The sequence below is a fragment of the Shinella sp. WSJ-2 genome (genome assembly GCF_003432075.1).
In the GTDB taxonomy this organism is placed as follows: domain Bacteria; phylum Pseudomonadota; class Alphaproteobacteria; order Rhizobiales; family Rhizobiaceae; genus Shinella.
This window is the reverse complement of sequence record NZ_QWBU01000002.1, coordinates 57259-82067: the sequence shown is the minus strand read 5'-3', so window position 1 is coordinate 82067 and position 24809 is coordinate 57259. Positions and strand designations below refer to the sequence as shown.

At 64.0% G+C, this 24809-nt stretch carries 23 protein-coding genes; 8 read left to right on the top strand and 15 right to left on the bottom strand.

Annotated features, from left to right (window positions below):
* Nucleotides 1–27: 27 nt before the first annotated feature.
* Together D0Y60_RS04485 and D0Y60_RS04480 are read right to left on the bottom strand one after the other, a co-directional pair.
* On the bottom strand, nt 28–912 hold the full coding sequence (locus D0Y60_RS04485) for a glycosyltransferase family A protein (RefSeq protein WP_147324494.1): 885 nt from the start codon (nt 910–912) through the stop codon (nt 28–30).
* A gap of 197 nt (nt 913–1109) precedes the next feature.
* A complete protein-coding gene (locus D0Y60_RS04480; RefSeq protein ID WP_147324493.1) occupies nt 1110–1334 on the bottom strand; it encodes a hypothetical protein in 225 nt (74 codons plus the stop codon).
* Nucleotides 1335–1447: 113 nt separating this feature from the next.
* Between D0Y60_RS04480 and D0Y60_RS04475 the strand changes: the two genes are divergently transcribed.
* Together D0Y60_RS04475 and D0Y60_RS04470 are read left to right on the top strand one after the other, a co-directional pair.
* Nucleotides 1448–2029 (top strand): YigZ family protein, encoded by a 582-nt coding sequence (locus tag D0Y60_RS04475; protein WP_117367246.1) that lies wholly within the window; start codon nt 1448–1450, stop codon nt 2027–2029.
* Between the two features lie 258 nt (nt 2030–2287).
* Nucleotides 2288–2947, top strand: coding sequence for a peroxiredoxin (locus tag D0Y60_RS04470; protein ID WP_117367244.1), 660 nt, complete (start codon nt 2288–2290; stop codon nt 2945–2947).
* Between the two features lie 112 nt (nt 2948–3059).
* Here the strand turns inward: D0Y60_RS04470 and D0Y60_RS04465 are convergent, their stop codons facing one another.
* From D0Y60_RS04465 to gcl, 4 genes are all read right to left on the bottom strand, one after another.
* Nucleotides 3060–4328 carry a glycerate kinase gene (locus tag D0Y60_RS04465; RefSeq protein ID WP_117367242.1) on the bottom strand — a complete coding sequence of 423 codons (1269 nt, stop codon included), beginning with the start codon at nt 4326–4328 and terminating at the stop codon, nt 3060–3062.
* Nucleotides 4329–4486: 158 nt separating this feature from the next.
* Nucleotides 4487–5371 carry a 2-hydroxy-3-oxopropionate reductase gene (locus tag D0Y60_RS04460; RefSeq protein ID WP_117367240.1) on the bottom strand — a complete coding sequence of 295 codons (885 nt, stop codon included), beginning with the start codon at nt 5369–5371 and terminating at the stop codon, nt 4487–4489.
* A gap of 33 nt (nt 5372–5404) precedes the next feature.
* Nucleotides 5405–6184 carry a hydroxypyruvate isomerase gene (hyi, locus tag D0Y60_RS04455; RefSeq protein WP_117367238.1) on the bottom strand — a complete coding sequence of 260 codons (780 nt, stop codon included), beginning with the start codon at nt 6182–6184 and terminating at the stop codon, nt 5405–5407.
* A 69-nt stretch (nt 6185–6253) separates the two neighbouring features.
* Nucleotides 6254–8041, bottom strand: a complete 1788-nt coding sequence (gcl, locus tag D0Y60_RS04450; protein WP_117367235.1) for a glyoxylate carboligase — start codon at nt 8039–8041, stop codon at nt 6254–6256.
* A gap of 164 nt (nt 8042–8205) precedes the next feature.
* On the opposite strand from gcl, the gene bhcR reads away from it, so the two are divergent.
* Both bhcR and D0Y60_RS04440 read left to right on the top strand, forming a co-directional pair.
* Nucleotides 8206–9033: an HTH-type transcriptional regulator BhcR gene (gene bhcR / locus D0Y60_RS04445; RefSeq protein WP_117367233.1), complete on the top strand. Its 828-nt coding sequence runs from the start codon at nt 8206–8208 to the stop codon at nt 9031–9033.
* Nucleotides 9034–9085: 52 nt separating this feature from the next.
* Nucleotides 9086–9379, top strand: a complete 294-nt coding sequence (locus tag D0Y60_RS04440) for a hypothetical protein (protein WP_199564105.1) — start codon at nt 9086–9088, stop codon at nt 9377–9379.
* Here the strand turns inward: D0Y60_RS04440 and guaD are convergent, their stop codons facing one another.
* Nucleotides 9380–10720, bottom strand: coding sequence for a guanine deaminase (gene guaD, locus D0Y60_RS04435; RefSeq protein WP_117367231.1), 1341 nt, complete (start codon nt 10718–10720; stop codon nt 9380–9382).
* Nucleotides 10717–11958 (bottom strand): urate hydroxylase PuuD, encoded by a 1242-nt coding sequence (locus D0Y60_RS04430; RefSeq protein WP_117367229.1) that lies wholly within the window; start codon nt 11956–11958, stop codon nt 10717–10719. Before D0Y60_RS04430 ends, guaD begins: the two co-directional genes overlap by 4 nt.
* 140 nt (nt 11959–12098) lie before the next feature.
* On the opposite strand from D0Y60_RS04430, the gene D0Y60_RS04425 reads away from it, so the two are divergent.
* On the top strand, nt 12099–13046 hold the full coding sequence (locus D0Y60_RS04425) for a LysR family transcriptional regulator (protein WP_117367227.1): 948 nt from the start codon (nt 12099–12101) through the stop codon (nt 13044–13046).
* Here the strand turns inward: D0Y60_RS04425 and xdhC are convergent.
* From xdhC to uraH, 4 genes are read right to left on the bottom strand one after another with little or no spacing between them, the layout of a single operon-like run.
* Complete coding sequence (gene xdhC / locus D0Y60_RS04420; RefSeq protein ID WP_117367225.1) at nt 12983–13867, bottom strand: xanthine dehydrogenase accessory protein XdhC; 885 nt, start codon at nt 13865–13867, stop codon at nt 12983–12985. The genes D0Y60_RS04425 and xdhC overlap by 64 nt on opposite strands.
* A gap of 4 nt (nt 13868–13871) precedes the next feature.
* Entirely contained in the window at nt 13872–16226 is a 2355-nt protein-coding gene (xdhB, locus tag D0Y60_RS04415) for a xanthine dehydrogenase molybdopterin binding subunit (RefSeq protein ID WP_117367223.1), read from the bottom strand.
* A gap of 4 nt (nt 16227–16230) precedes the next feature.
* A complete protein-coding gene (gene xdhA / locus D0Y60_RS04410) occupies nt 16231–17715 on the bottom strand; it encodes a xanthine dehydrogenase small subunit (RefSeq protein WP_117367221.1) in 1485 nt (494 codons plus the stop codon).
* 4 nt (nt 17716–17719) lie between these two features.
* Nucleotides 17720–18085 carry a hydroxyisourate hydrolase gene (uraH, locus tag D0Y60_RS04405; RefSeq protein ID WP_117367219.1) on the bottom strand — a complete coding sequence of 122 codons (366 nt, stop codon included), beginning with the start codon at nt 18083–18085 and terminating at the stop codon, nt 17720–17722.
* 160 nt (nt 18086–18245) lie between these two features.
* Here uraH and puuE point away from each other — a divergent pair, with 160 nt between their 5' ends.
* Genes puuE through D0Y60_RS04390 form a run of 3 tightly spaced genes read left to right on the top strand, consistent with a single transcriptional unit; the run spans nt 18246 to nt 21165 of the window.
* On the top strand, nt 18246–19664 hold the full coding sequence (gene puuE / locus D0Y60_RS04400) for an allantoinase PuuE (protein ID WP_117367217.1): 1419 nt from the start codon (nt 18246–18248) through the stop codon (nt 19662–19664).
* Between the two features lie 11 nt (nt 19665–19675).
* Nucleotides 19676–20683 (top strand): allantoicase, encoded by a 1008-nt coding sequence (gene alc / locus D0Y60_RS04395; RefSeq protein ID WP_117367215.1) that lies wholly within the window; start codon nt 19676–19678, stop codon nt 20681–20683.
* Nucleotides 20680–21165 carry an ureidoglycolate lyase gene (locus D0Y60_RS04390; protein WP_117367213.1) on the top strand — a complete coding sequence of 162 codons (486 nt, stop codon included), beginning with the start codon at nt 20680–20682 and terminating at the stop codon, nt 21163–21165. The genes alc and D0Y60_RS04390 overlap by 4 nt, the downstream gene beginning before the upstream one ends.
* 137 nt (nt 21166–21302) lie before the next feature.
* Here the strand turns inward: D0Y60_RS04390 and D0Y60_RS04385 are convergent, their stop codons facing one another.
* The 3 genes from D0Y60_RS04385 to D0Y60_RS04375 all read right to left on the bottom strand — a co-directional run bounded on the left by D0Y60_RS04385 (nt 21303) and on the right by D0Y60_RS04375 (nt 24797).
* Nucleotides 21303–22595, bottom strand: a complete 1293-nt coding sequence (locus tag D0Y60_RS04385; RefSeq protein ID WP_117367211.1) for an NCS2 family permease — start codon at nt 22593–22595, stop codon at nt 21303–21305.
* 273 nt (nt 22596–22868) lie between these two features.
* On the bottom strand, nt 22869–23327 hold the full coding sequence (locus tag D0Y60_RS04380; protein WP_117367209.1) for a YbaK/EbsC family protein: 459 nt from the start codon (nt 23325–23327) through the stop codon (nt 22869–22871).
* Nucleotides 23328–23396: 69 nt separating this feature from the next.
* Entirely contained in the window at nt 23397–24797 is a 1401-nt protein-coding gene (locus D0Y60_RS04375) for a DUF2793 domain-containing protein (RefSeq protein WP_117367207.1), read from the bottom strand.
* Nucleotides 24798–24809 lie beyond the last annotated feature (12 nt).

Genomic DNA, 24809 nt, shown 5'->3' with positions numbered 1-24809 from the left:
TCAGCGGGGAACCCTAGGACGAAACCCTTAAGATATCGTCCTTCCCGAGGTTGCCGAGCGCCAGCCGGACCAGCGTCCGGCGAGGATTTCCCGCGAGCGGCGGGCAAGGGCGGAGCGGCCGGTCACCGTATAAACCGCCATGCCGGCGATCGGGCGTAGAAGATGAGGAAGGTAATCAAAAAACCGGTAACCATGTTTTCGCATGACGTAACCGAGACCAGCACCATAGACGCGCATCTTGCGCGCACCATCGGGCGTTTCGGCGAGCAGGCGGTCATCGGGATGGTGGCCGGTGAGCGCGGGGTCGTAACGGCCCTTCGCGCCGTTAGACAAGAGGTTCAGAGCCAGGTCCTGCACCTCATAGGCCCCCCAAGGCGTGCCGGAGCCGGGGCCGATGCGCGCATCGAATCCACCCGCCTTGGCGAAGGCCTCACGGCGGACGAACAGCATCCATTCGATCAGCGTCGTCCAGACATTGTCCCGCACGATGGGCTGCGGCTCCAGCGAAAACCGCCCCATGATGGTCTCGCCTTCGGCATTGACGGCGCGGCCGCAATAGAAATCCGCGGGTTCTGCGGCGGCGATGGCATCGAAACGCTTCAGGAGATCGGCAGGATACCAGCAATCGTCGTCGGGGAAGATCAGCCATGTGCCGCGCGCCTCGGCGGCGCCGAGATTGCGGGCGCGGCAGACGCCGGGGCGGTCGGTCCTGAGATGGCGGATCGTCAGGCGGTCGGCCCACGCAGCAACGATGGGAACGAGCCGGTCGTCCTTGTTCTGGTCGACGAGAATGACTTCGAAATCGCGCCGACCGAAGGCGGCAAGCGAAGCGAAGAGCGCGTCCAATTCATTGGAACGGCCGAGCGTCGCGACAATCATCGAGAGGAGGAAAACCGGATCGTCCGGAAACATGAGCAGGCCTTGCAAACGATCGATGATAGCGCAGATTGGGCGGTCTTCCGCCGTCTCACGCAATTTGTCTACAAAACCTTAACCCAGGATGAACACTACCGGGAATAGCCGGGCCATGCGTGCCGTTCTCCGATCATGCCGTCAAAACCCGACGACAGGAAATTATCCATCATTTCCTGTAGGGTGCGTATGGGCCGTCAGAAGAAAACGTGCAGCGGCCATTGCACCGGGCGGCGGGCCGATGAAAGGCGGCTGCCTTCGAGGGGCAGGCGCTCTTCGGTGACGCTGCCGGCCGTGTCGGCCTGCGCGGATTGTTCATCCTTCGGCTGAAAGCCGACCGGATAGAGATTGAAATAACCAAGCGTCACGCCGCCGAGATACATCATGTGCAGCTCCCGTATTTTTAACGTCCCGGCAAACATGATGGCGAAATCGTGGCGAGTGTCAATAGTCTACAGAATTGGTGCATTATTCTGCGCTTGCCGTTGAGGCCTCCGAGCGGCTAGGAGGCGTTAACCCGAATGGACGCCGCCCCTTGTACACGCTGGACCAGACCGAGCATTTCGAGCAGGAAATCCGCAAGAGCCGGTTCCTGGCGATCGCCTGCCCGGTCGAGACCGAGGCGGAGGCTAAAGCGCTGATAGCGGGGGTTTCCGACCTGTCGGCCAACCACAATTGCTGGGCCTGGCGCGTCGGCCAGGCCTATCGCTTCAGCGATGACGGCGAGCCAAGCGGCACGGCAGGCAAGCCGATCCTGCAGGCCATCGACGGGCAGGCGCTCGACCGCACGCTGGTAGTCGTCACGCGCTGGTTCGGCGGCATTCTTCTCGGCAGCGGCGGCCTGATGCGCGCCTATGGCGGCACGGCGGCGCTTTGCCTGCGCGCCGCCGCCAAGACGGAATATGTCGAGCGCGCGGCGCTTTCCGTTTCGCTCGGCTTTTCCGATCTCGCCCTCGTCAAGGCGCGACTTGCAGCGCTGCCGGGCTTGATGTTCGACGACGAAGTTTTCGATGACAGCGGCGCGCGCCTGTTCTTCCGCATTCCCTCGGAGCGGGCGGAAGAAACGCTGCGGCTGATCGTCGATCTGACCAGCGGGCGCGCCGAAATCGGCGAATAGCGCCTGTTTTACGGTTCCCGCGAAATAAAATCACCTTTCCATTCGCAAGCGGCTTGGCGGAACGGTTTGGCGTGCGATTCAGGAGTCGCCGAAAGCCTTCTTTCCAGCGGCGGAAACGGCGCAAAGATGCGCTCGCCGCCCTTCGTCCTTCGGCACCCGGCCGCTATAGGCAATCGGAGATTTTCGGTCTATTGAACCGCCCGGATACACTTTTCGCGGGTTCTGCCTGCGATCGCGCACGACAGAGAGGACCATCCCATGAGCCTTCGCATCAACGACATCGCTCCTGATTTCACCGCCGAAACCACTGCCGGCACGATCAATTTCCATGAGTGGATCGGCAATGGCTGGGCCGTGCTCTTCTCGCACCCCAAGAACTTCACCCCGGTCTGCACCACCGAGCTCGGCGCCATGGCCGGCATCGAGGGCGAGTTCCGTAAGCGCGGCGTCAAGATCATCGGCATCTCCGTCGATCCGGTCGACAGCCACGCCAAGTGGAAGGCCGATATCCGCACCGCCACCGGCTTCGACGTCGACTATCCGCTGATCGGTGACAAGGATCTTGCCGTCGCCAAGCTCTACGACATGCTGCCGGCCGCCGCGGGTGATAGCTCGGAAGGCCGCACGCCCGCCGACAACGCGACGGTCCGCTCCGTCTTCGTCATCGGCCCGGACAAGAAGATCAAGCTGATCCTCACCTATCCGATGACGACCGGCCGCAATTTTGCGGAAATCCTGCGCGCCATCGATTCTATCCAGCTCACCAGCAAGCATCAGGTCGCAACGCCCGCCAACTGGCAGCAGGGCGACGACGTCATCATCACCGCCGCCGTCTCCAACGAGGACGCCATCGCCCGCTTCGGCTCCTTCGACACGGTGCTGCCGTACTTGCGCAAGACCAAGCAGCCGGCTGCCTAAGGCACCTGCCCTCTCCTCCGTCATGCTCGGGATTGACCCGAGGATGACATTGGTGGGGAGGAAAAGGGAGAGAACAGAACAGCCCCGGAAACCGGGGCTGCTTTCGTTTGGGCTACTGGATGAGGATTGCCCTGAAATCGTTGACGTTTGTTCCGGTCGGTCCCGGAACAAACAGGTCGCCGAGCGCGTCGAAGGCCGTCCAGCTGTCATTGCGCGACAGGAACTCCGCGGCATCCTTGCCCTTGTCGGCGAGACGCGCGACGGTGGTGCCATCGGCGAAGGCGCCGGCATTGTCTTCCGAACCGTCGATGCCATCCGTATCGGCCGCGAGCGCGTAGAGGCCTTCAAGGCCATCGGTGGCGCAGGCGAAGGAGAGCAGGAATTCGCCATTGCGGCCGCCCTTGCCCTTGCCCTTGATCGTCACGGTGGTCTCGCCACCCGAGAGGATGACGACCGGCTTCTTGAACGGCCGGTCGCGGCGCACGACCTCGGCAGCGATGGCGGCATGGACGCGGCCGACTTCCGAGGCTTCGCCCTCGATGGCATCGGACAGGATGACCGCTTCGACGCCCGCCTTGCGGGCGGCGTTGGCGGCCGCTTCCAGCGACACGGCGGCGGAGGCGACGAGCTTCACCTCGTTGCGGGAGAATTGTGCGTCCGTCGGCAGCGGCGGCTCGTCCTTGCCGCCCTGGATATGGCGCATGACGGCTTCCGGCAGGTCGAGGCGGTAGCGCTCGATGAGGCGCAGCGCGTCGGCGCGGGTGGTGGCGTCAGCGATGGTCGGGCCGGAGGCGACGAGCGCCGGATTGTCGCCGGGGATATCGGACACGACCAGCGAGACGACGCGGGCCGGATGGGCAAGCGCGGCCAGCCGGCCGCCCTTGATGCGCGAGACCTGCTTGCGCACGGCATTCATGGCGCTGATCGGCGCGCCAGAGGCGAGCAGCGCCTTGTTGACGGCGATCTCGTCCGCGAGTGTCAGATCGCCGGCCGGGGCCGGCAGGAGGGCGGAGCCTCCACCGCAGATCAGTGCGACGACGAGATCGTCCTCGGTCAGGTCGCGCACGGCAGCCATCAAGCGGCCGGAGGCGAGAAGGCCGCTATCGTCGGGCACGGGATGGGCGGCTTCGAGGACTTCGATACGTTCGCAGGGCACGGCATATCCGTAACGCGTGACGATCACGCCAGTCAGCGGCGCGTCCCACAGGCGCTCGAAGGCGCGGGCCATCTGCGCGGCACCCTTGCCGGCGCCGATCACCACAGTGCGCCCCCTAGGCTTTTCCGGCAGGTTGGCGGCCAGAACCTTGTCCGGATCGGCTGCGGCGACCGCAACGGAGAACAAATTTTCGAGAAAGGCGCGCGGGTCTGCGATAGCGGGCATCGGTTCCTCCAAGTCTGCGGTGCGCAGGTCTTATAAAACATAACCCCTCATCCGCAAGCCGCACCGTTCCCGGATGAGAGAAGGCGCGGCGGGATGAGGGGTCTGTCTCCTCCGAAAGGGTGACCGGGCGGGGCTCCCCTCCCCGCCCGGTCAGGCCGTCATGCGACGGCGTGGTTCGCCATGCGCTCCAGCGCCGTGACGAGACCTGAGTGATCGAGGCCGGCATCGCCATGGGCGGCGCACTGGTTGAAGAGTTCCTGCGTCGAGGCGGTGTTGGGCAGCGAAACGCCCAGCGCCTTGGCGCCCTGGAGAGCCAGGTTGAGGTCCTTCTGGTGCAGCGAGATGCGGAAGCCAGGATCGAATGTCCGCTTGACCATGCGGTCGCCATGCACTTCGAGAATGCGCGAGGAGGCAAAGCCGCCCATCAGCGCCTCGCGAACGCGGGCCGGATCCGCGCCGGCCTTGGACGCGAAGACGAGCGCTTCGGCAACGGCTTCGATGGTGAGCGCCACGATGATCTGGTTGGCGACCTTGGTCACCTGGCCGTCGCCGCAATCGCCGACGAGCGTGATGTTCTTGCCCATCAGCTGGAAGAGCGGCAGAGCACGGTCGAAGCTCTCCTGCGAACCGCCGGCCATGATCGACAGCGAGGCGTTCTTGGCACCGACTTCGCCGCCCGAAACCGGACCGTCGACATATTCGGCACCGGTTTCACGGACCTTCTTGGCGAATTCCTTGGTAGCGATCGGCGAAATCGAGCTCATGTCGATGACGAGCTTGCCGGCCTTGAGGCCGAGGGCGACGCCGTTTTCGCCGAACAGGACATCCTGCACTTCCGGCGTGTCGGGCAGCATGAGGATGATCGTGTCGACGGTCTCGGCCAGCGCCTTGGGGCTGTCGACGATCTGCAGGCCGTTATCGACCAGATCCTTGTGCGGCGGGATGAAGAACTTCGAGGTGATGACCGTGTGGCCGGCATTCTGCAGGTGGCGCGCCATGGGGGTGCCCATGATGCCGAGGCCGATGAAACCGATATTTGCCATGATTTTGTCTCCCAATCTAAAAGTACTGTTTGTTCAGCGACCGACTTCAGCGAGCCAGCCGAGACCTTCCTCGGTGGTCGTGCGCGGCTTGTATTCGCAGCCGATCCAGCCGTCGTAGCCGAGCGCGTCGAGTGTCTTGAACACGAAGCCATAGGCGATCTCGCCGGTGCCCGGTTCGTTGCGGCCGGGATTGTCGGCAAGCTGCACATGGGGGATTTTCCCCTGGTGCTTCTTGAACGTGCCGATCAGCTCGCCCTCGGTACGCTGCTGGTGGTAGAGGTCGTACTGGATGTAGAGGTTGTCGGAACCGACGTCCGCGATGATCGAGGCCGCCTGGTCCGGGGTGTTCAGGTAGAAGCCCGGAATGTCGAAGTGGTTGATCGGCTCGATCAAGAGCTTGATGCCGTGTTTGCCGAGTTCGCTTGCGGCGAGCTTCAGGTTGGCGACGAAGGTGGCGCGCAGCACGCTGTCCGGCACGCCGGCCGGGGCGATACCCGACAGGCAGTTGATCTGCTTGCAGCCGAGCGTCGTCGCATAGTCGATGGCCTTGGCGACGCCTTCACGGAATTCGTCGACGCGATCCGGCAGGACCGCGATGCCGCGCTCGCCACCGGCCCAGTTGCCGGCCGGCAGGTTGTGCAGCACCTGCGTCAGGCCGTGTTTGTCGAGTTCGGCACGGATCGCGTCCTTGTCGAAATCGTAGGGGAAGAGATATTCGACGCCTTCGAAGCCGGCCTTGGCGGCAAGCGCGAAACGCTCCATGAAGGGCGCCTCGTTGAAGAGCATGGTCAGGTTGGCCGCAAATTTCGGCATGGTCGTCTCCCTTTATTCCGGTGCGTTTCCAGGGGAGCCGCCAAACGGCTCCCCTGAAGTTGCTAGCTCTTAGTCGAGCAGCGCAGCAAGGGTTGCGGTGGGCGCATCTTCGCCGCGTTCTGCCAGTTCCTCGAACTCGACGACGGCGTTGATATCGGCGCCCATGGCGATGTTGGTGACGCGCTCGAGGATGAACTCGATGACGACGGGAACCTGGTGTTCCTTCATCAGCTTCTGCGCCGTGTTGAAGGCTTCCTGGAACTCGTTGGCGCTGCGGACACGGATCGCTTTGCAGCCGAGACCTTCGGCAACCGCGACGTGGTCGACGCCGTAGCCGGCTTCCGAATCGCCGGTCGCATTGATGTTGTCGAAGGCGAGCGAGACCTCGAAGTCCATGTTGAAGCCGCGCTGGGCCTGGCGGATGAGGCCGAGATACGAGTTGTTCACGACGACATGCAGGTAGGGCAGCTTGTGCTGGGCGCCGACGGCCAGTTCCTCGATCATGAACTGGAAGTCGTAGTCACCCGAGAGAGCGACGATCTTGCGGTCCGGATCGGCGGCGCGGACGCCGAGCGCTGCCGGCAGCGTCCAGCCGAGCGGGCCGGCCTGGCCGCAGTTGATCCAGTTGCGCGGCTTGTAGACATGCAGGAACTGCGCGCCGGCGATCTGGGAAAGACCAATGGTCGAGACGTAGCAGGTGTCGCGGTCGAAGGCCTTGTTCATCTCTTCATAGACGCGCTGCGGCTTCAGCGGCATCTGGTCGAAATGCGTCTTGCGCAGCATGGTGCGCTTGCGGTCCTGGCACTCGCCGGCCCAGCTGGACCAGTCGCGCAGCTTGCCCGCCGCCTTCCATTCCGTGGCGACTTCGACGAAGACCTGAAGGGCAGCACCCGCATCCGAGACGATGCCGAAATCAGGCGTGAAGACGCGGCCGATCTGGGTCGGCTCGATGTCGACGTGAACGAACTTGCGGCCTTCCGTGTAGGTCGGGATGTTGCCGGTGTGGCGGTTGGCCCAGCGGTTGCCGATGCCGAAGACGAAGTCCGAGGCGAGCAGCGTCGCATTGCCGTAGCGGTGCGAGGTCTGCAGGCCGCACATGCCGGCCATCAGCGGATGGTCGTCCGGGATCGCGCCCCAGCCCATGAGGGTCGGGATAACAGGAACGCCGGTGATTTCGGCAAGCTCGACCAGCAAGTCGGAAGCATTGGCATTGATGATACCGCCGCCGGCGACGATCAGCGGACGCTCGGCCGCGTTGAGCATCGTCAGGGCCTTTTCGGCCTGGGCGCGGGTTGCGGCCGGCTTGTAGGGCGTCAGCGGCTCGTAGGCGTCGATGTCGAACTCGATTTCGGCGAGCTGGACGTCGATCGGCAGGTCGACGAGAACCGGACCGGGACGGCCCGAACGCATCGTGTGGAATGCCTTCTGGAAGACATAGGGAACGAGGCCCGGCTCCATGACCGTGACGGCCCACTTGGTGACGGGGGCAGCGATCTTGGCGATATCGACCGCCTGGAAATCTTCCTTGTCGAGGCGGGCACGCGGCGCCTGGCCGGTGACGCACAGGATCGGGATCGAATCGGCGGAAGCCGAATAGAGGCCGGTGATCATGTCGGTACCGGCGGGGCCGGACGTGCCGATGCACAGGCCGATATTGCCGGGCGCGGCGCGGGTATAACCTTCAGCCATATGGCTTGCGCCTTCGACATGGCGGGCCAGGATGTGGCGGACCGAGCCGCGGGCCTTCAGCGCCGAATAGAAGGGATTGATCGCAGCGCCCGGTACGCCGAAGGCGCAATCGATGCCTTCCTTCTCCAGAACCAGAACAGCTGCATCGACAGCACGCATTTTTGCCATGGGTTTTTCCTCCGTCTCTTGGGATGGAAGGTAGCGGATTCCGTTCGACGTGCAATCATAAAATGGAAATCGATCCCATCAGATGGAAATAAACATTTTCAACGAATCTGGAACAATCACCGCGAGCCAGATATGGAATGATGCGGCGACGAGGGAGAACGGCTATGGCGGAGCATCAGGAAAAGACACGCGGGCGGCCCGGCCGCAAACCGGCGGCAGACGCCGCACCGTCTTCAGTACAGGTGCTGGACAGGAGCCTGAAACTGCTGGATCTCGTGGCGCAGGCGGATGGCGCAGGCCTGACCGACCTTGCCGACCAGTCCGGCATGGCGCCCTCCACCGTACACCGGCTGCTGACCTCGCTTGCCCAGCACGGCATGGTGACCCATGACGGCGAGACCGGAGCCTGGACGATCGGCGTCAAGGCCTTCGAGATCGGCACCGCCTATCTGCGCTTCCGCAAGCTCGGCACGATCAGCCGGCCGTTCCTCAAACAATTGATGGAGGGCTGCGGCGAGACCGCCAATATCGCCATCGAGGATGACGGCGACGTGGTCTTCATCTCGCAGGTCGAGAGCCATGCGCCGATGCGCGCCTTCTTCCGCCCCGGCCGGCGCGGGCCGATCCATGCGTCCGGCATCGGCAAGGCCATCCTTTCCACCTGGCAGGATGCCCGCATCGAGGCGCTGCTTGCCGGCCGAACGCTCGCCCATTTCACCGACAAGACCCGCGACACAATCCCGACGCTCCTTGCGGATATCGCGACAATCCGCACCCGTGGTTGGTCGATAGATGACGAGGAGCACACACTCGGTATGCGTTGTGTGGCCGCGCCGATTTTCGATGAATATGGTGAGGCGGTCGCCGGCATTTCCGTATCAGGCCCGGCCGTACGGCTGCCTGATAGCAAGATCGAAGCCTTCGGCCCGGTCATCCGCGCCGCGGCAGAAGCATTGACCAAGGCGATGGGTGGGCGGGCGAAACGTGCTTGACTTCACCGGCGCCATGGCCAGTCTGACGGCGGTATAATGAAAGGATTTGCCGATGGCCAATATCCATTTTGCCGTTGTCGCAGCAACCCTGCTTGCCGCAAGCCCGGCTTTCGCAAAGATCCCGCTCATCAACGCCACCTGCCCCGGCAATATCGAGGTGCATGCGGATGAGGGCGGGCCGATCTATATCAACGGCGAGGAAGCGAAACTTCACGTCTTTAACGACAATTACTACGAGGCCAAGGGCCACGGGGTTACGGTTTCGCTCTCCATCAACCCGGATGGTTCGGCCGCCGTCTCCTATACGGGACACGGCGGCGCGAACGGTGTTTGCACGGTCAAATAATCAGGCGTTTTCGAGCAGCCGGCTTGTCGCCGCCGCACGTTTTCCCTTGGCCTTCATCGGCTTGCCGGCGACATAGACCTCCGCCACGCAGCGGTCGTCGCCCATGGTCTGGAGGATGAACAGTTCCTCCAGCAGGGATTTCGCCGTGCGCATGCGGTATTCCATCGCCGACTTGCCGCTGGAATCCAAGACAACGATATCCGCGTCCGCTCCCGCATGCAGCGAACCGATCTGTTTTTCCAGGCCGAGCGCGCGGGCATTGCCGAGCGTCATACGATAGAGCGAGTTGAACGGCGTCAGCTTCTGGCCGCGGAGGTGCAGCACCTTGTAAGCCTCGTCCATCGTTTCCAGCATGGAGAAGCTGGTGCCGGCGCCCACATCGGTCGCGACCGACCAGCGGGCACCCGCCTTGTCGAACCGGTCACGGTCGAACAGGCCCGAACCGAGGAAGAGGTTCGAGGTCGGGCAGAACACGCCGACGCTGCGGGTCTCGGCGAGAACGCTGATTTCCCGGTCGCTCAGATGGATGCAATGGCCGAGCAGCATGCGCTCGTTCAGAAGACCGTAACGGGCATAGATGTCCGTATAGTCCTTGGCCTGCGGATAGAGCGAGGTCGCGAACGCGATCTCGTCGTGGTTTTCCGAAAGATGGGTCTGGACGTAGCAGGTGGGGTGCTCGGCGACGAGCGCCTGGCTCATCTCCATCTGCTCCGGCGTCGAGGTGATGGCGAAGCGTGGGCTGATCGCATAGAGCGCGCGGCCGCGGCCGTGCCACCTCTCGATCAAGGCCTTGGTCTCGTCGTAGCCCTGTTGCGGCGTGTCGCGCAGCGCGTCCGGCGCGTTGCGGTCCATCATCACCTTGCCGCCGATCATGCGCATGCCGCGCGCTTCGGCCGCCGTGAAATAGGCGTCGACGCTTTCGGGATGCACCGAGCAATAGGCGACGGCGGTGGTGGTACCGTTCGACAGGAGTTCGTCCATGAAGCGGTCAGCCACGTCGGCCGCATGGGCGGCCTGGGCGAATTTCTGCTCCTCGACGAAGATATAGGTGTTCAGCCATTCGAGAAGCTGGGCACCGTAGGAGGCGATTGCCTGGGTCTGCGGGAAGTGCAAATGCGTATCGATAAGGCCCGGCAGAACGAGGTTGGGCCGGTGATCGGCCACCTCGACATCCGCGCCAGCAAGCTTGCTGATGTCAGCATAATCGCCTGCGTCCACCACCTTGCCGCCACGTACGAGAACGGCACCGTCCTCGAAATAGCGGTAGGAGGCCGTGTCGTCGATGCCCTGGGGCTCGGCGACGAAAGTCAGCACCCGTCCGCGGATCAGGCACGCGCTCATTGGGTCTTCTCCCCGCTGACCGCGCTCTCGTACCAGGCGACGAAGAGTTTGCGTTCCTCGTCCGAGACCTGGGTCACGTTGGCCGGCGGCATCGCGTGCGAGCGGCCGGCCTGGAGGTAGATCTCGCGGGCATGCTTGGCGATATCGCTGTCGCTTTCCAGGGTCACGCCCTTCGGTGGCGTGACCATGCCTTCCCAGCCCGGCTCCTTGGCATGGCACATGGCGCAGCGGCCTGCGATGGTGTCGCGCACCTTCGGGAAGGCTTCCGCCGTCACGAAGGGCTGCTGGGCGGCCGACACCTTGGCGTCGGCCGTCTCGCCGGTCAGGATTTTCGGCACCGTGGAGAGCCACATGATGGCGACGAAGAGCAGGGCGGTGACGAGCCAGGTCCAGGTCGGATTGCCCGTGCCGGCATGGGTCGTGTTGAAGTAGTGGCGGATCGTGACGCCCATCAGGAAGACCAGTGAGGCGATGATCCAGTTGAATTCCGTGCCGAAGGCCAGCGGATAGTGGTTCGACAGCATCAGGAACAGCACGGGCAGCGTCAGGTAGTTGTTGTGCGTGGAGCGCTGCTTGGCGATCTTGCCGTATTTCGGATCGGGCGTGCGGCCGGCGATGAGGTCGGCGACGACGATGCGCTGGTTCGGCATGATGATGAAGAACACGTTCGCCGACATGATCGTTGCCGTGAAGGCACCGAGATGCAGGAAGGCGGCACGGCCGGTGAAGAGCTGCGTATAGCCCCAGGCGACGACGACGAGGATGAAGTACAGCGCGACCATGAGGCGCGTGTTGTCGTTGCCGAACGGCGACTTGCAGATCAAGTCGTACATGATCCAGCCGAAGGCGAGCGAACCGAGCGAGATGGCGATGGCCACCGGCTTGGAGACGTTCAGCACGTTCGGGTCGATGAGATAGAGGTCGGCACCCGCATAATAAACGAGACAGAGCATGCCGAAGCCGGAGAGCCAAGTGGCATAGCTTTCCCATTTGAACCAGACCAGGTGCTCCGGCATCTTGGCCGGCGCCACGAGGTATTTCTGGATGTGGTAGAAACCACCGCCGTGAACCTGCCATTCCTCGCCATGAGCGCCGGCCGGCAGGTCGGGATGCTTCTTCAAGCCCAGGTCGAGCGCGACGAAATAGAACGACGAGCCGATCCAGGCGATGGCTGTGATGACGTGCAGCCATCGGACGGCGAACATGAGCCAATCCCAGGCTATGGCGTATTCATACATGGAGACCTCCTCCCGATTTTCAGGGAAATGAATGCCATCAAGTTATTTTCTAGGAAATCCCGGCGAATCGCCAACACTTTCAAAAAAAACTAGAAGATAACCGCCTCTTTGTTCCACACGCCGATGTGGTAGAAAGAACCATGTCCTATCTCGATAATGTGCGTGTCTTCGTTCGCGTGGTCGAACTCGGTACCCTCTCGGCGGCAGGGCGCGACCAGCGCGTCACGCCGGCGGTCGCCAGCAATCGCATCAAGGAACTCGAACGCCATCTCGGCGTGCGGCTGTTCAACCGTACGACGCGCAAGCTTTCGCCGACCGAGCATGGCCGTGTGTTCTACGAGGGGGCCGTCAAGATCATCGAGGCCGTCAACGAAGCGGAAGCGGCAATCGCCGACCTGTCACGCAATCCTAAGGGTTCGCTCCGGATCACCGCCCCGCTCGGCATCGGCCGCCGGCTGATCGCCTCTGGCATTCCGGAATTCCACGACAAATATCCCGATATCGAGGTGCGCGTGCGCCTGTCGGACCACAATGTCGATATCCTCGCCGAGGGCGTCGATGTCGCCTTCAAGCTCGGCGTGCTGGAAGATTCGAACCTGCGCATGCGCGGCATCCTCAAATGCGAGCGCGTGCTCTGCGCCTCGCCGGACTATCTCGCCCGCCGCGGCACGCCGAAGAATGCCGATGCGTTGATTGCCGACAAACACGACTGCCTCCTGCTGCGTTATCCGGGATCGAAAGAATATTTCTGGACGCTCGTCACACCCGAAGGCAGCCGGAAATTCGAAGTCGGCGGCCCCTATGACAGCGACGACGGCGACGTGCTGACCCATTGGGCACTGGAAGGGCGCGGCATCATCAACAAGCCGCTGTTCGAGGTAAAAGCCCATCTGACCGAAGGCCGCCTGGTGGAGATCCTGAAGGATACCCCGCCCGCCTCCGTCCAGCTCGCCGCCATCTATCCGCACAAGCGTTTTCAGGACCCGAAGGTGCGCCTGATGATCGACTTCATGGCCGAGCGATGTCAGCGGCTGATCGGCAAGCTGCTCGGCGAGGAGCCGGTGGTTGAGACGGCCGACGAGGACTGAGTTCCTTTTGCAGACCATGTCAGAGCCGCCGTCATGATCTCCGACGCGGCAAGCGTCGCGATGACGGCCGGACGCTTGTCCTTAACCGCAGTACCGCCGATCGGGCAGATAAGGTTTTTGAACAGATCGGGCTGGCCCACTTCGCGCGACAGCCAGTTGCGGAAGGTGGCGCGCTTGGTCTTGGAGCCGATCATGCCGACATAGGCGGCGTCCGGGCGCTTCAGTGCTTCGGCGGCGATCAGGAAATCCAGCGCATGGTCATGGGTCAGGATGACGAAGCTGCTGCCGGCGGGCGCGTCGCGCACCACGGCCTCGGGCATCGCCGTCAGGCACGTCTCGATGCGGGGCACCGTCGAGGCGATCAGCTCGTCCTCGCGCGTATCCACCAGAATGACGCGCAGCGGCGCAAGCGACAGCGCCATGGCGAGCGCGTCGCCGACATGGCCGGCGCCGAAGACATAGACATGCGGACGCGAGGCCATTTCGCGATCGCTGCGGGCAATGAGGTCACGCGCAATCGTCGGCGTCACTGCTGTGAAGGTCAATCCGACCCGGCCGCCGCAGCACTGACCGATCTCCGGGCCGAGCGGCACATCCATCGGCTCGGCGGCGACGTTGAAGCGCAACGCCCGTCGCGCATGGTCGATCGCCATATATTCGAGCTGCCCGCCGCCGATCGTCGCGAAGGTGCCGCGTTCGGACACCAGCATGAAGGCATCCGTATCGCGCGGCGTCGAGCCCGCCGCGCCCGTCACTTCCACCAGGATCGCTGCCTGCGCCCGGCGCAGAAAGTCCCTGACATCTTCACGCGCGGCGGACATCGTTTTACCCCTTCTTCCGGGCCTTGAGACGTTCGATGGCCATCAGCACGCATTCCGGGGTTGCCGGCGCATCGAGTTGCGGGCAGATCGTGTGATCGGCCACAGCCGCCACCGCGTCCGACAGCGCATGCAGCACGGCCAGGCCGAGCGGCAACGGCGGTTCGCCGACCGCCTTGGAGCGATGGACCGTCGGCTCGTAGGCCTCCGACCAGTCGGTGAGGTTGACGTTGAAGATTTTCGGACGATCCGAGGCGAGCGGGATCTTGTAGGTGGAGGGCGCGTGCGTGCGCAGCCGCCCCTTGCCGTCCCACCACAGTTCCTCCGTCGTCAGCCAGCCCATGCCCTGGATGAAGCCGCCCTCGACCTGGCCGATATCGATGATCTTGTTCAGCGAACGGCCGGTATCGTGCAGGATGTCGGTGCGCTCAACGACATATTCGCCGGTCAGCGTATCGACGGAGACTTCGGAACAGGCCGCGCCGTAGGCGTAGTAGTAGAAGGCGTGGCCGCGGCCCTTGGAGCGGTCCCAGTGGATTTTCGGCGTCTTGTAGAAGCCGGCCGCCGAGAGCTGGATGCGCGCCATATAGGCCTGCTTGACGAGATCGTTGAACGCGATCTCGGCATTGCCGATGCGCACGCGGTTCGGCAGGAAGACCACCTGGTCGCGCGGAATCTGGTATTTTTCCGCCGCGAAATCGATCAGCCGGTCCTTGATCTGGCGGGCGGCATCCTGCGCGGCCATGCCGTTCAGGTCGGCGCCCGAGGAGGCAGCGGTCGGCGAGGTGTTCGGCACCTTGGCCGTCGTCGTCGCGGTGATCTTCACCCGGTCAAGGTCGATCTGGAACTCTTCCGCCACCACCTGCGCCACCTTCAGGTGCAGGCCCTGGCCCATTTCCGTGCCGCCGTGGTTCATGTGCACGGAACCGTCCGTATAGACATGCACCAGCGCGCCGGCCTGGTTGGATTCCGTCTTGGTGAAGGAGATGCCGAATTTCACCGGCGTCAGCGCAAGGCCCCGCTTGATGAAGCGGCTGTTCGCGTTGAACTCCTGGATCGCCTTGCGGCGGCCGGCGTAATCGGCGCTCTCTTCCAGCTCGGCGACGATGCGCTGGATGATGCAGTCCTCGACCTTCTGGTGGTAGGGCGTGACGTTGCGTGTCCCATCGACGCCCATCGGATCGTAGAAATTCAGCTTGCGGATTTCGAGCGGGTCCTTGCCGACGGCAAAGGCTACCTCGTCGATGACGCGCTCCGCGCCGACCATGCCCTGCGGGCCGCCGAAACCGCGAAACGCGGTGTTCGAGACCGTGTTTGTGTGCAGAAGCGCAGACTTTGCGTGCACATGCGGATAGAAATAGGCGTTGTCGCAATGGAAGAGGGCACGGTCGCCCACCGGGCCGGAGAGGTCCGCCGAGAAACCGGCCCGGAGGGCGAAGGTGTAGTCGATCCCAAGGATGCGGCCCTCGTCGTCGAAGCCGACATCGTAATCGATGGCGAAATCGTGCCGCTTGCCGGTGGCGACCATGTCCTCGTCGCGGTCGAGGCGAACTTTGACGGCGCGGTTCAATTTCTTGGCCGCGATGGCGGCGAGCGCCGCGCACTGGTTGGCCTGCGTTTCCTTGCCGCCGAAACCGCCACCCATGCGGCGTACTTCCACCGCAACCGCATTGCTCGGCACGCCGAGCGCATGCGCGATCATGTGCTGCGTCTCGCTCGGACCCTGCGTCGAGCAGTGGACGAGAACCTCGTCATCCTCGCCTGGCACGGCGAGCGACACCTGTCCTTCAAGGTAGAAATGGTCCTGCCCGCCGAGCCGCATGCGGCCCTTCACGCGGCGCGGCGCGCTTTCGAGTGCAGCGGCCGCATCGCCGCGCTGCAGCGTCAGCGGCGGGAAGACTTGGGGATGCGTCGTCTGGTCGAGATCCCAGATGTCGATATTGGCCGGCAGCTCCTCATATTCGATCTTGGCGAGGCGCGCGGCGCGACGGGCCTCCTCGCGGGTTTCCGCGATGACGCAGAAGATCGGCTGGCCGTGGAACTGCACCTTGCCTTCCGCCAGAACCGGGTCGTCATGCATGCCCGAGGGCGAGATGTCGTTGACGCCGGGAATGTCCTCATAGGTCAGCACGTCGACGACGCCTGGGGCGGCGCGAACGGCCGAGAGATCAACGGATTTCAGCAGGCCGTGCGCGACGGTGGAGAGGCCGAGGCCCGCATGCAGCGTGCCGGCCGGCTCGGTGATGTCGTCGATATAGACGGCGGTTCCGGCGACATGCTTGTGCGCGGAATCGTGGCGCACGCTCGCATGGACGCCGCCTTCGATTTTCTCAGCCTTGAGATCGGGAGTGTGCTTGTTCATGGCTTCACGCAGCCTCGTATCTGGACACTTGCGCGGTAGCCGCGCCTGAGGTCGTTTCCGTGTAGAACCGCAAAAGCAGGTTTTTCGCCACCAGAGCGCGGTATTCGGCGGTGGCGCGCATGTCGGTCAGCGGGGTATAGTCCTCCGCATATTTCTCCATGGCCACTTCCACCGTCGCTTCAGTCCATTTCTGGCCGAGCAGCGCCTTCTCTACGGCGAAGGCGCGCTTCGGCGTCGCCGCCATGCCACCATAGGCAATGGTGATGCCGGTGACGGTACCATCGGCCGAAAGCGACAAGCGGAAGGCGCCGAGCGATGCGGTGATGTCCTCGTCGCGGCGCTTCGTCACCTTGTAGACGGCGAATTTTTCGCCAGCGGCGGGCGCGGGCACATGCACCGCCTCCACGAATTCGCCCGGCTGGCGATCCTGCTTGCCATAGGCGATGAAGTAATCTTCGAGGCGAATGGTGCGCCGTTCGGACCCCTTGCGCAAGGTCAGCGTCGCATCGAGCGCGATCAGCGCCGGCGGGGTGTCGCCGATCGGCGAGCCATTGGCGATGTTGCCGCCGATCGTGCCCATGTTGCGCACCTGCTGGCCCCCGATACGCTCGATGAGCGGCCCGAGCGCCGGCACATGGTTCGCCAGCGTCTTCAGCGCTTCCGTATAGGTGACGCCGGCGCCGATGGTGACGGTGTCGCCCGCGACCGAAATGGACTTCAGTTCGTCCAGCCCGGCGATGAAGACGACGGGCGAGATATCGCGCATATGCTTGGTGACCCACAGGCCGACATCGGTGGAGCCGGCAACGACGGTCGCGGTCGTCGAAGCCTCCAGCACGGCGGCGAAATCGTCGAGACTGGCCGGCACGACGAAGCGGCTCTTGCCCTCGCCGATCTCGACGCGGGCGCCATCCTTCAGCGCCTTGAGGCGCGCAATCATCGCGTCGCGCTCGACGAGCAGCGGATCCTTCTCCGTGCCGCCATAGCTGGAAATGGCGCGGGCGGCACGCAGGATCGGCTCGTAGCCGGTGCAGCGACAGAGATTGCCCTGCAGAGCGGTCTCGATCTGCTGGTCCGTAGGGTTCGGCGTCTGCATCCACAGCGCATAGAGCGACATGACGAAGCCCGGCGTGCAGAAACCGCACTGCGAACCATGGTAATCGACCATCGCCTGCTGCACCGGATGCAGCTTGCCATCGCGCGCGGCGACATGCTCGACCGTCACGACATGACAGCCGTCGAGCGAGCCCATGAAGCGGATACAGGCGTTGACGCCCTCATAGACGAGGCCGCCAGAGGGGGTGAGCCGGCCGACGAGCACGGTGCAGGCGCCGCAGTCGCCCTCGGCGCAGCCTTCCTTGGTGCCCTTGAGCAGCTTGGAGAGGCGCAGCCAGTCGAGCAGCGTATGGTCCGGTGCGACGTCGCGCAGCGAGACGTCTTGGCCGTTGAGAATGAAGCGCAGTTCGGAGCGGATTTTTGGGGCCGCCATGGCATTAGCTCCCGCGGTAGGTGGAATAGCTGAAAGGCGAGACGAGCAGCGGCACATGATAATGCGCGCCCTCGTCGGCAAGGCCGAAACGGATCGGGATGATATCGAGGAACAGCGGGCCGTCACCCGAGCGGCCGAGATAGTCACCGGCGTGGAAACGCAGTTCGTAGGTGCCGGATTTCATGGTCTCGCCGGCTAGAAGCGGCGCATCGCAGCGGCCGTCGTCATTCGTCTGCGTGGTCTTGATCAGGTGGAAGGTTTCGCCCTCGACCCGGTAGAGATCGATGCGCAGGCCTTCTGCCGGCTTGCCGCGCGCCGTATCCAGAACGTGGGTCGTGAGCCGCCCGGCTCCCTGGCTATGAGACTGCATGTTTTCCTCCCGAGCACACTACGCCTGCCATCACTATCCGTCACCCTTTATCCACTGAAAAGCGGTGAGATCGTTCGAGACTTTCAAATTTTCCTGAGGAATGTCACGCGCAAATTTCGGGTTAGCATTTGGCAATCGAAAGCGTTTGGAGGAGCGTTCCATGCGATATTGCCGCGACATGCACGGATATGGTCAGATCCCGCCGAAGGCTCAGTGGCCCGGCGATGCCCGTGTCGCCGTCCAGTTCGTCCTGAACTATGAAGAGGGCGGCGAGAACTGCGTGCTGCATGGTGATGCGGCCTCCGAAGCCTTCCTGTCGGAGATCGTCGGCGCCGCGCAATGGCCGGGCCAGCGCCATTGGAACATGGAATCGATCTACGAATACGGCGCCCGCGCCGGCTTCTGGCGCCTGCACCGCCTGCTGACGGAAAAGAACGTGCCCGTGACGGTCTATGGCGTGGCGACCGCGTTGCAGCGCTCGCCCGCCCAGGTCGCGGCGATGATCGAGGCCGGCTGGGAAATCGCCTCGCACGGCCTGAAATGGGTCGAGCACAAGGACATGAGCGCCGAGGACGAGCGCGCGGCCATCGCCGAAGCGATCCGCCTGCACACACTGGTGACCGGCGAGCGCCCGCGCGGCTGGTATACCGGCCGCTGTTCGGTCAACACGGTGGATCTCGTCGCCGAGGCCGGCGGCTTCGACTACATCTCCGACACCTATGCCGACGACCTGCCCTACTGGTATGAGCACAACGGCAAGCCGCAGCTGATCATTCCCTATACGCTCGACGCCAACGACATGCGTTTCGCCACGCCGCAGGGCTTCAACAGCGGCGACCAGTTCTTCACCTATCTGAAGGATTCGTTCGACGCGCTCTATGCCGAAGGCAAGGCCGGTAGCCCCAAGATGATGAGCATCGGCCTGCACTGCCGCCTGATGGGCCGTCCCGGCCGCGTCATGGCGCTTGCCCGTTTCATCCATTACATCCAGAGCCATGAGAAGGTCTGGATCCCCCGGCGCGTCGACATTGCCGAGCACTGGGCGAAGACCCATCCGACGCAGCCGCAAGCCGAGCGCCCCTCGCAGATGCCGAAAGAGGCGTTCGTCAAACGCTTCGGCGATATCTACGAGCATTCGCCCTGGATCGCCGAGCGCGCCTGGGCGGGCGAGCTTTCGCCGGCCAACGACACCGCCATTGGCCTTGCCGCAGCACTCGCCTTCCAGTTCCGCGCCGCAAGTGAGGAGGAGCGCCTCGGCGTGCTCGTCGCCCACCCGGATCTCGCCGGCAAGCTGGCAGCCGCCAAGCGCCTGACGGCAAGCTCGACGGACGAGCAGGCCTCCGCCGGCCTCGATGCCCTGACGGACGAGGAGCGCGCGCGCTTCACCGATCTCAACGCGCGTTATGTTGCGAAGTTCGGCTTCCCCTTCATCATCGCCGTGCGCGACAACACCAAGGCCAGCATCCTCGCCGCCTTCGAAAAACGCATCGCCCATGACCGCGACGCCGAATTCGCCACCGCCTGCAAGCAGGTGGAACGCATCGGCTACCTGCGGCTCAAGGCGCTGCTGCCGGCCTGAGAGACGCCGCCATGTCGACCGCCGCCCTGCCCGCCTTCGCGCGCGGAACGATCAACCTCGCCTCGGCTGGTCTCGGGGCGAAGGGGCTTTGCGCGACGGATGAGTTCTTCGGTCCGCTCTCGCGCATGCTCGCCGACGAGCCCGCCGTCTACCACCCCGGCGTCTACGATGCGCATGGCAAATGGATGGATGGGTGGGAAACCCGGCGGCGGCGCGGGCCGGGGCATGACTACGCCGTGATTGCGTTGGCGACCGCAGGCCGCATTCGCGGCTTCGATGTCGATACGGCCTTCTTCACCGGTAACTACCCGACGGCCTGCGCCATCGAGGGCTGTCTTGCCCCTGATGGCCCGGACGAGGCGACGCAGTGGGTCGAGCTCCTCTCGGCAAGCCCGCTCGGGCCAAGCGCCCAGCACTTCTTCGACTGCGCCGCGGACGTCCTCATCAGTCATGTCCGGCTGCGGATCTATCCCGACGGCGGAGTGGCGCGGCTTCGCGTCTATGGTATTCCGGCGCTCGCGCTGGCCGAAGGGCCGATCGATCTCGCCTCCGCCCTCGCGGGCGGGCAGGTCGTCGCCTTCTCGAACGGCCACTACGGTCATCAGCGCTTGCTCGCGCCCGGCCGTGGCGTCAATATGGGCGATGGCTGGGAAACCAGCCGACGCCGGCAGCCGGGCCATGAGTGGATCGTGGTCAAGCTTGCCGCACGCGCGACGGTCGCAAGCATCGTCGTCGATACCGCCCATTTCAAGGGCAACTACCCGGATGCCTGCTCCATGCAGGCCGCCGATCTGACCGGCACGACGGGGGACCTCCCCACCCTTGTCACCGCCGCGTCGATGTTCTGGCAGGAAATCCTGCCCGAGCAGAAACTGGCCGCCGACCGTATCCATACGTTCGATGGCCATCTCGTGAAGCAGGCGGGTGCCGTGACGCATGTCCGCCTGAACATTCATCCGGACGGTGGCATCAGCCGTCTGAGGGTTTTTGGCCACACGGCCGAGGGAGGAAAGACATGAAGACCATCGAAATCAGAGAGCTGACCCGCGAGGCCTTCGCGCCCTTCGGCCAAGTCATCGAGCAGGAAGGCGCGCACAATTTCCCGATCAATGCGGGCAAATGCACGCGCTACCACGATCTCGCCAATATCGAGACGACGGGCGAGAAGGCCCGCCCGATGATCAGCCTCTTGCGTGGCGAGCCTTATCCGCTGCCGCTGGAACTGAAGATGGTGGAGCGCCATCCGCTCGGCAGCCAGGCTTTCATTCCACTCAGCGACGCCACCTTCCTGGTCGTCGTGGCGGAAGAAACGGAAAGCGGCCCTTCCGAGCCCATCGCCTTCCGCACCGCCCCCGGCCAGGGCGTCAATATCGGCCGCAATGTCTGGCACGGCATACTGACCCCGCTCGACAAGACCTCGGATTTCGCCGTGGTCGACCGCGGCGGCGAGGGCGTCAACCTCGAGGAACATTTCTACCAGGAAACCTTTCTGGTCCGCTGATCCACCACCGGGGAGACGCGGATCCGCCGGCCCGCCTCCACGGGCCGGCTTTTGCATATCCGGCTTTGCCAGTCTCCAAACGCAAACGGGCCGCGCAGATCGCGCGGCCCGTTCTGTTTTGGCTTGGGTCGTCCCGGTTACTCCGCGAAGAAGGCGAAGCGGATGACGAAGAGGACGGCGACGATCGCCGTTGCCGGGTGGATGTCCTTCCACTTGCCGGTGAAGAGCTTCATGACGACATAGCTGATGAAGCCGAAGGCAAGGCCGTTGGCGATCGAGTAGGTGAAGGGCATGGCGAGCGCGGTCAGCGCAGCCGGTGCGGCTTCCGTCAGGTCTTCCCACTCGATTTCCGTCAATTCGCGCATCATCAGGCCGGCGACATAGAGCAGGGCCGGCGCCGTCGCGACACTCGGCACCGAGCCGGCAAGCGGCGAGATGAAGAGGGCGGCGAGGAACAGGATGGCGACGGTCAAGGCGGTGAGGCCCGTGCGGCCACCGGCCTGGACGCCCGAGGCGCTTTCGACGTAAGCCGTGGTGGAGCTGGTGCCCATCAGCGAGCCGGCGACGATGGCCGTGCTGTCGGCGAGAAGGGCGCGGCCGAGGCGGCTCTTCTTGCCTTCCTGGATGAGGTTGGCGCGCTTGGCGACGCCGATCAGCGTGCCGGTCGCATCGAACACTTCGACGAGAACGAAGACCAGGATGACATGCAGCAGGCCGCCATGCAGCGCACCCATGATGTCGAGCTGCAGGAAGGTCGGCAGGATCGACGGCGGGGCCGAGACGATGCCCTGGAACTGGCTGACGCCGGTGACCCAGGAGAGAATCGTGACGGCGAGAATGCCGATCAGGATCGCGCCCTTGACGCGCAGCGCATCGAGCACGGCGATGATGAAGAAGCCGAGGATGGCGAGCAGCGGACCGGTCGCCTTGAGGCTGCCGAGGCCGACGAGGGTCGCCGGATTGTCAACGACGATGCCGGCGTTCTTCAGCGCGATGATACCGAGGAACAGGCCGATACCGGCGGCAATCGCGCTGCGCAGCGAATGCGGAATGCCTTCGATCAGCCAGCTGCGTACGCCAGTGACCGTCAGGATCACGAAGATGAGACCGGAGATGAAGACCGCGCCCAGCGCCTGCTGCCAGGTGAAGCCCAGCGCCGCGACGACGGTGAAGGCGAAGAAGGCGTTGAGGCCCATGCCGGGTGCCATGCCGATTGGCCAATTGGCCACAAGCGCCATGACGAGCGAACCGAGCGCGGCCGCCAGACAGGTCGCGACGAAGACGGCATCCCGGTCCATGCCCGTGGTCGACAGGATGTCCGGATTGACGAAGATGATATAGGACATGGTGAGGAAGGTCGTCAGACCCGCCAGAACCTCGGTGCGCACGGACGTGCCGTGCTCACTCAGCTTGAAAAGCTTCTCGAACATGTTTTCTCCCCCTGGCGCGGCCTGAGGCTGCACCGTGCTGAACCTCCGGGCGAATGCTCCTCCAGCAGCCCGGAACCATGCCGACGCCTCGCGACTGCGAACCGCCTGCCCGCGGGACACCCCCGCGTCCGCGCGCCGCTGTCCGCCGGAAGCCGGCCGCGGTTGATCACAGTTTCGTCATATTGCTTGTTTGGGCACAATTTTGCCAGCGGGGCATTTCCCCGGATTTGCGCGAAACTCTTTCACGATTAGCCCGTCGGCACCGAGATCAGGTCACTCGCAGACATCAACCCATTCGCCCTTGACGAGGCTTGCCATGCGGTCAGGCGCAATGCGCACCGCCGCATTTGTCGCACCTGCCGCAGGAACGACCGTGTCGAAAGGTTTCAGCGATACGTCGCAATAGACCGGAACCGGTGCAGGAAGGCCGAAGGGGCAGACGCCGCCCACCGGATGCGACGTGACGGCCAGCACCTGTTCGGCGTCGAGCATGCGCGGCTTTGCGGCAAAACGATCCTTGAACTTCCGGTTGCTAAGCCGTGCCGTGCCGGCCGCGACCAGGAGCACGATCTCCTCGCCGATCCGCAGGCAGATCGTCTTGGCGATCTGTTCGGGCGCCACGCCATGCGCCTCAGCCGCGAGCGTCACAGTCGCCGAGCTCTGCTCGGTGACGAGAACGTCGATGTCGGGGGCGTTTTCGGCGAAGAAGGTGCGGACGGATTCGAGAGACATGCCATTTCATAACCAGTCCGGCGGCCCCGATGCAAGGGCCGCCGGAAGGCAATGCATGCGATGCTTTCTTCAGGCGTAGATGCCGCCCGTCGGATTGGTGCCGACGGTGGAGCCGGGAAGATAAGTCGTCGCCTTGCCATAGGTGTTGATGACGCCGTTCGTCTCGGCGATATAACGGCTACCCGTCGCCGCACCCGAGATTGTCAGGTTCGACAGCGCGATCGAAGCGCAATTGGCCGCCGCAAGGAAATGCGTGAAGGCGGGCGTGCCCGTCAGCGTGATCGTGCGGTTTGCCCCGACCACATAGCCCATGCCGATATTCATGTGCCGTCGCCCGCCGCCGGAGATCGTATAATCCTCCTCGATGGCGATATGGCAGGGATTGTCCGCGAAGATATGATCCGCATTGGCGCCAACCGCGCCGAATTCGAGTTTACCGGTGCGCAGATAGACGCCGTTGCCCACGGAGAGCGCGTGGATGAGATCCGTGGCAATGACGAAGCGCAGGCCGGCGACGCGCACCTGCGCGCCGTTGCGAAAGCTCAGGCCCGAACTCAGGACGACGGAAGCCGGCGTCGTCTCGTTGCCCTTGATGATCAGCGTGCCGCCGCCCATGAGCGGCCGGGCGACGGTGGCGCCGGCGGCATAGGTGCCGTTCGCCAGCTGGATCGTCACGTCGAAACTCGCGCAATCCAGCTTGTGCGCCTCGTCGATAGCCTTCTGCAGGGTCGCAAAGGCGGCGCCCGCGCTGAGGCCGGTATTACTGTCGCTGCCCGTCGTCGCGACAAAATAGGTGCGTGCCGCGGTGAGCTGGATGCGCAGGCCCGTCGCACCGGCGGGGAAGGAAACACGCCCGGAGTTGCGGTCGACGGTGACGGCATCGACAAAGGTGGAGCCGTTCGCGCTCACCTTGAGGCGGAAATCGTCGCTTCCAGTCGTACCGATCTCAGCCCTGCCCGAAAACGCTGTCTGGAAGAGAATGGATGCGGTGTCCGTGGCTGCCGCCTTGTTGATCTTGAGCTGGTGCCCCGCGCCCTCATGGGTGAACAGCGAGGCGTCGCCTGCGAGCGCGAGCCGGTTTGGTGCCGCCGCGGTCGCATTGAGGCCGAGCCTGTCCGGCAGGGCGACGTTAAAGGCCGACAGCGCCCAGTCGCTGGAGCCGAAGGTAAGAAGAGCGCCTTCATCCACGACATGGGCAAGCCAGCCGATGCGCGGCATATAGAACACCCAGGCACCATCCTGCCAGGCAGCGACATGCTTTTCGCGGCCCGCCCATGCGCCCGTCGCCCCCGCCGGCACGATGTAGCGGACACCCGCGGCAGGCGATGGCGGTGGCGTGGCGACGCTCCGGCTCGTCATGGCAAGCTGCACGACCGCGTCCAGCGCCTTGATAGCCTCGTTGTGGGTGACATGTTTCTGCGACTGGGAGGGCAGAATGTAGGGCAGGGCAAGATTTTCGGTGGCGTCCATGATCGTCCGGTT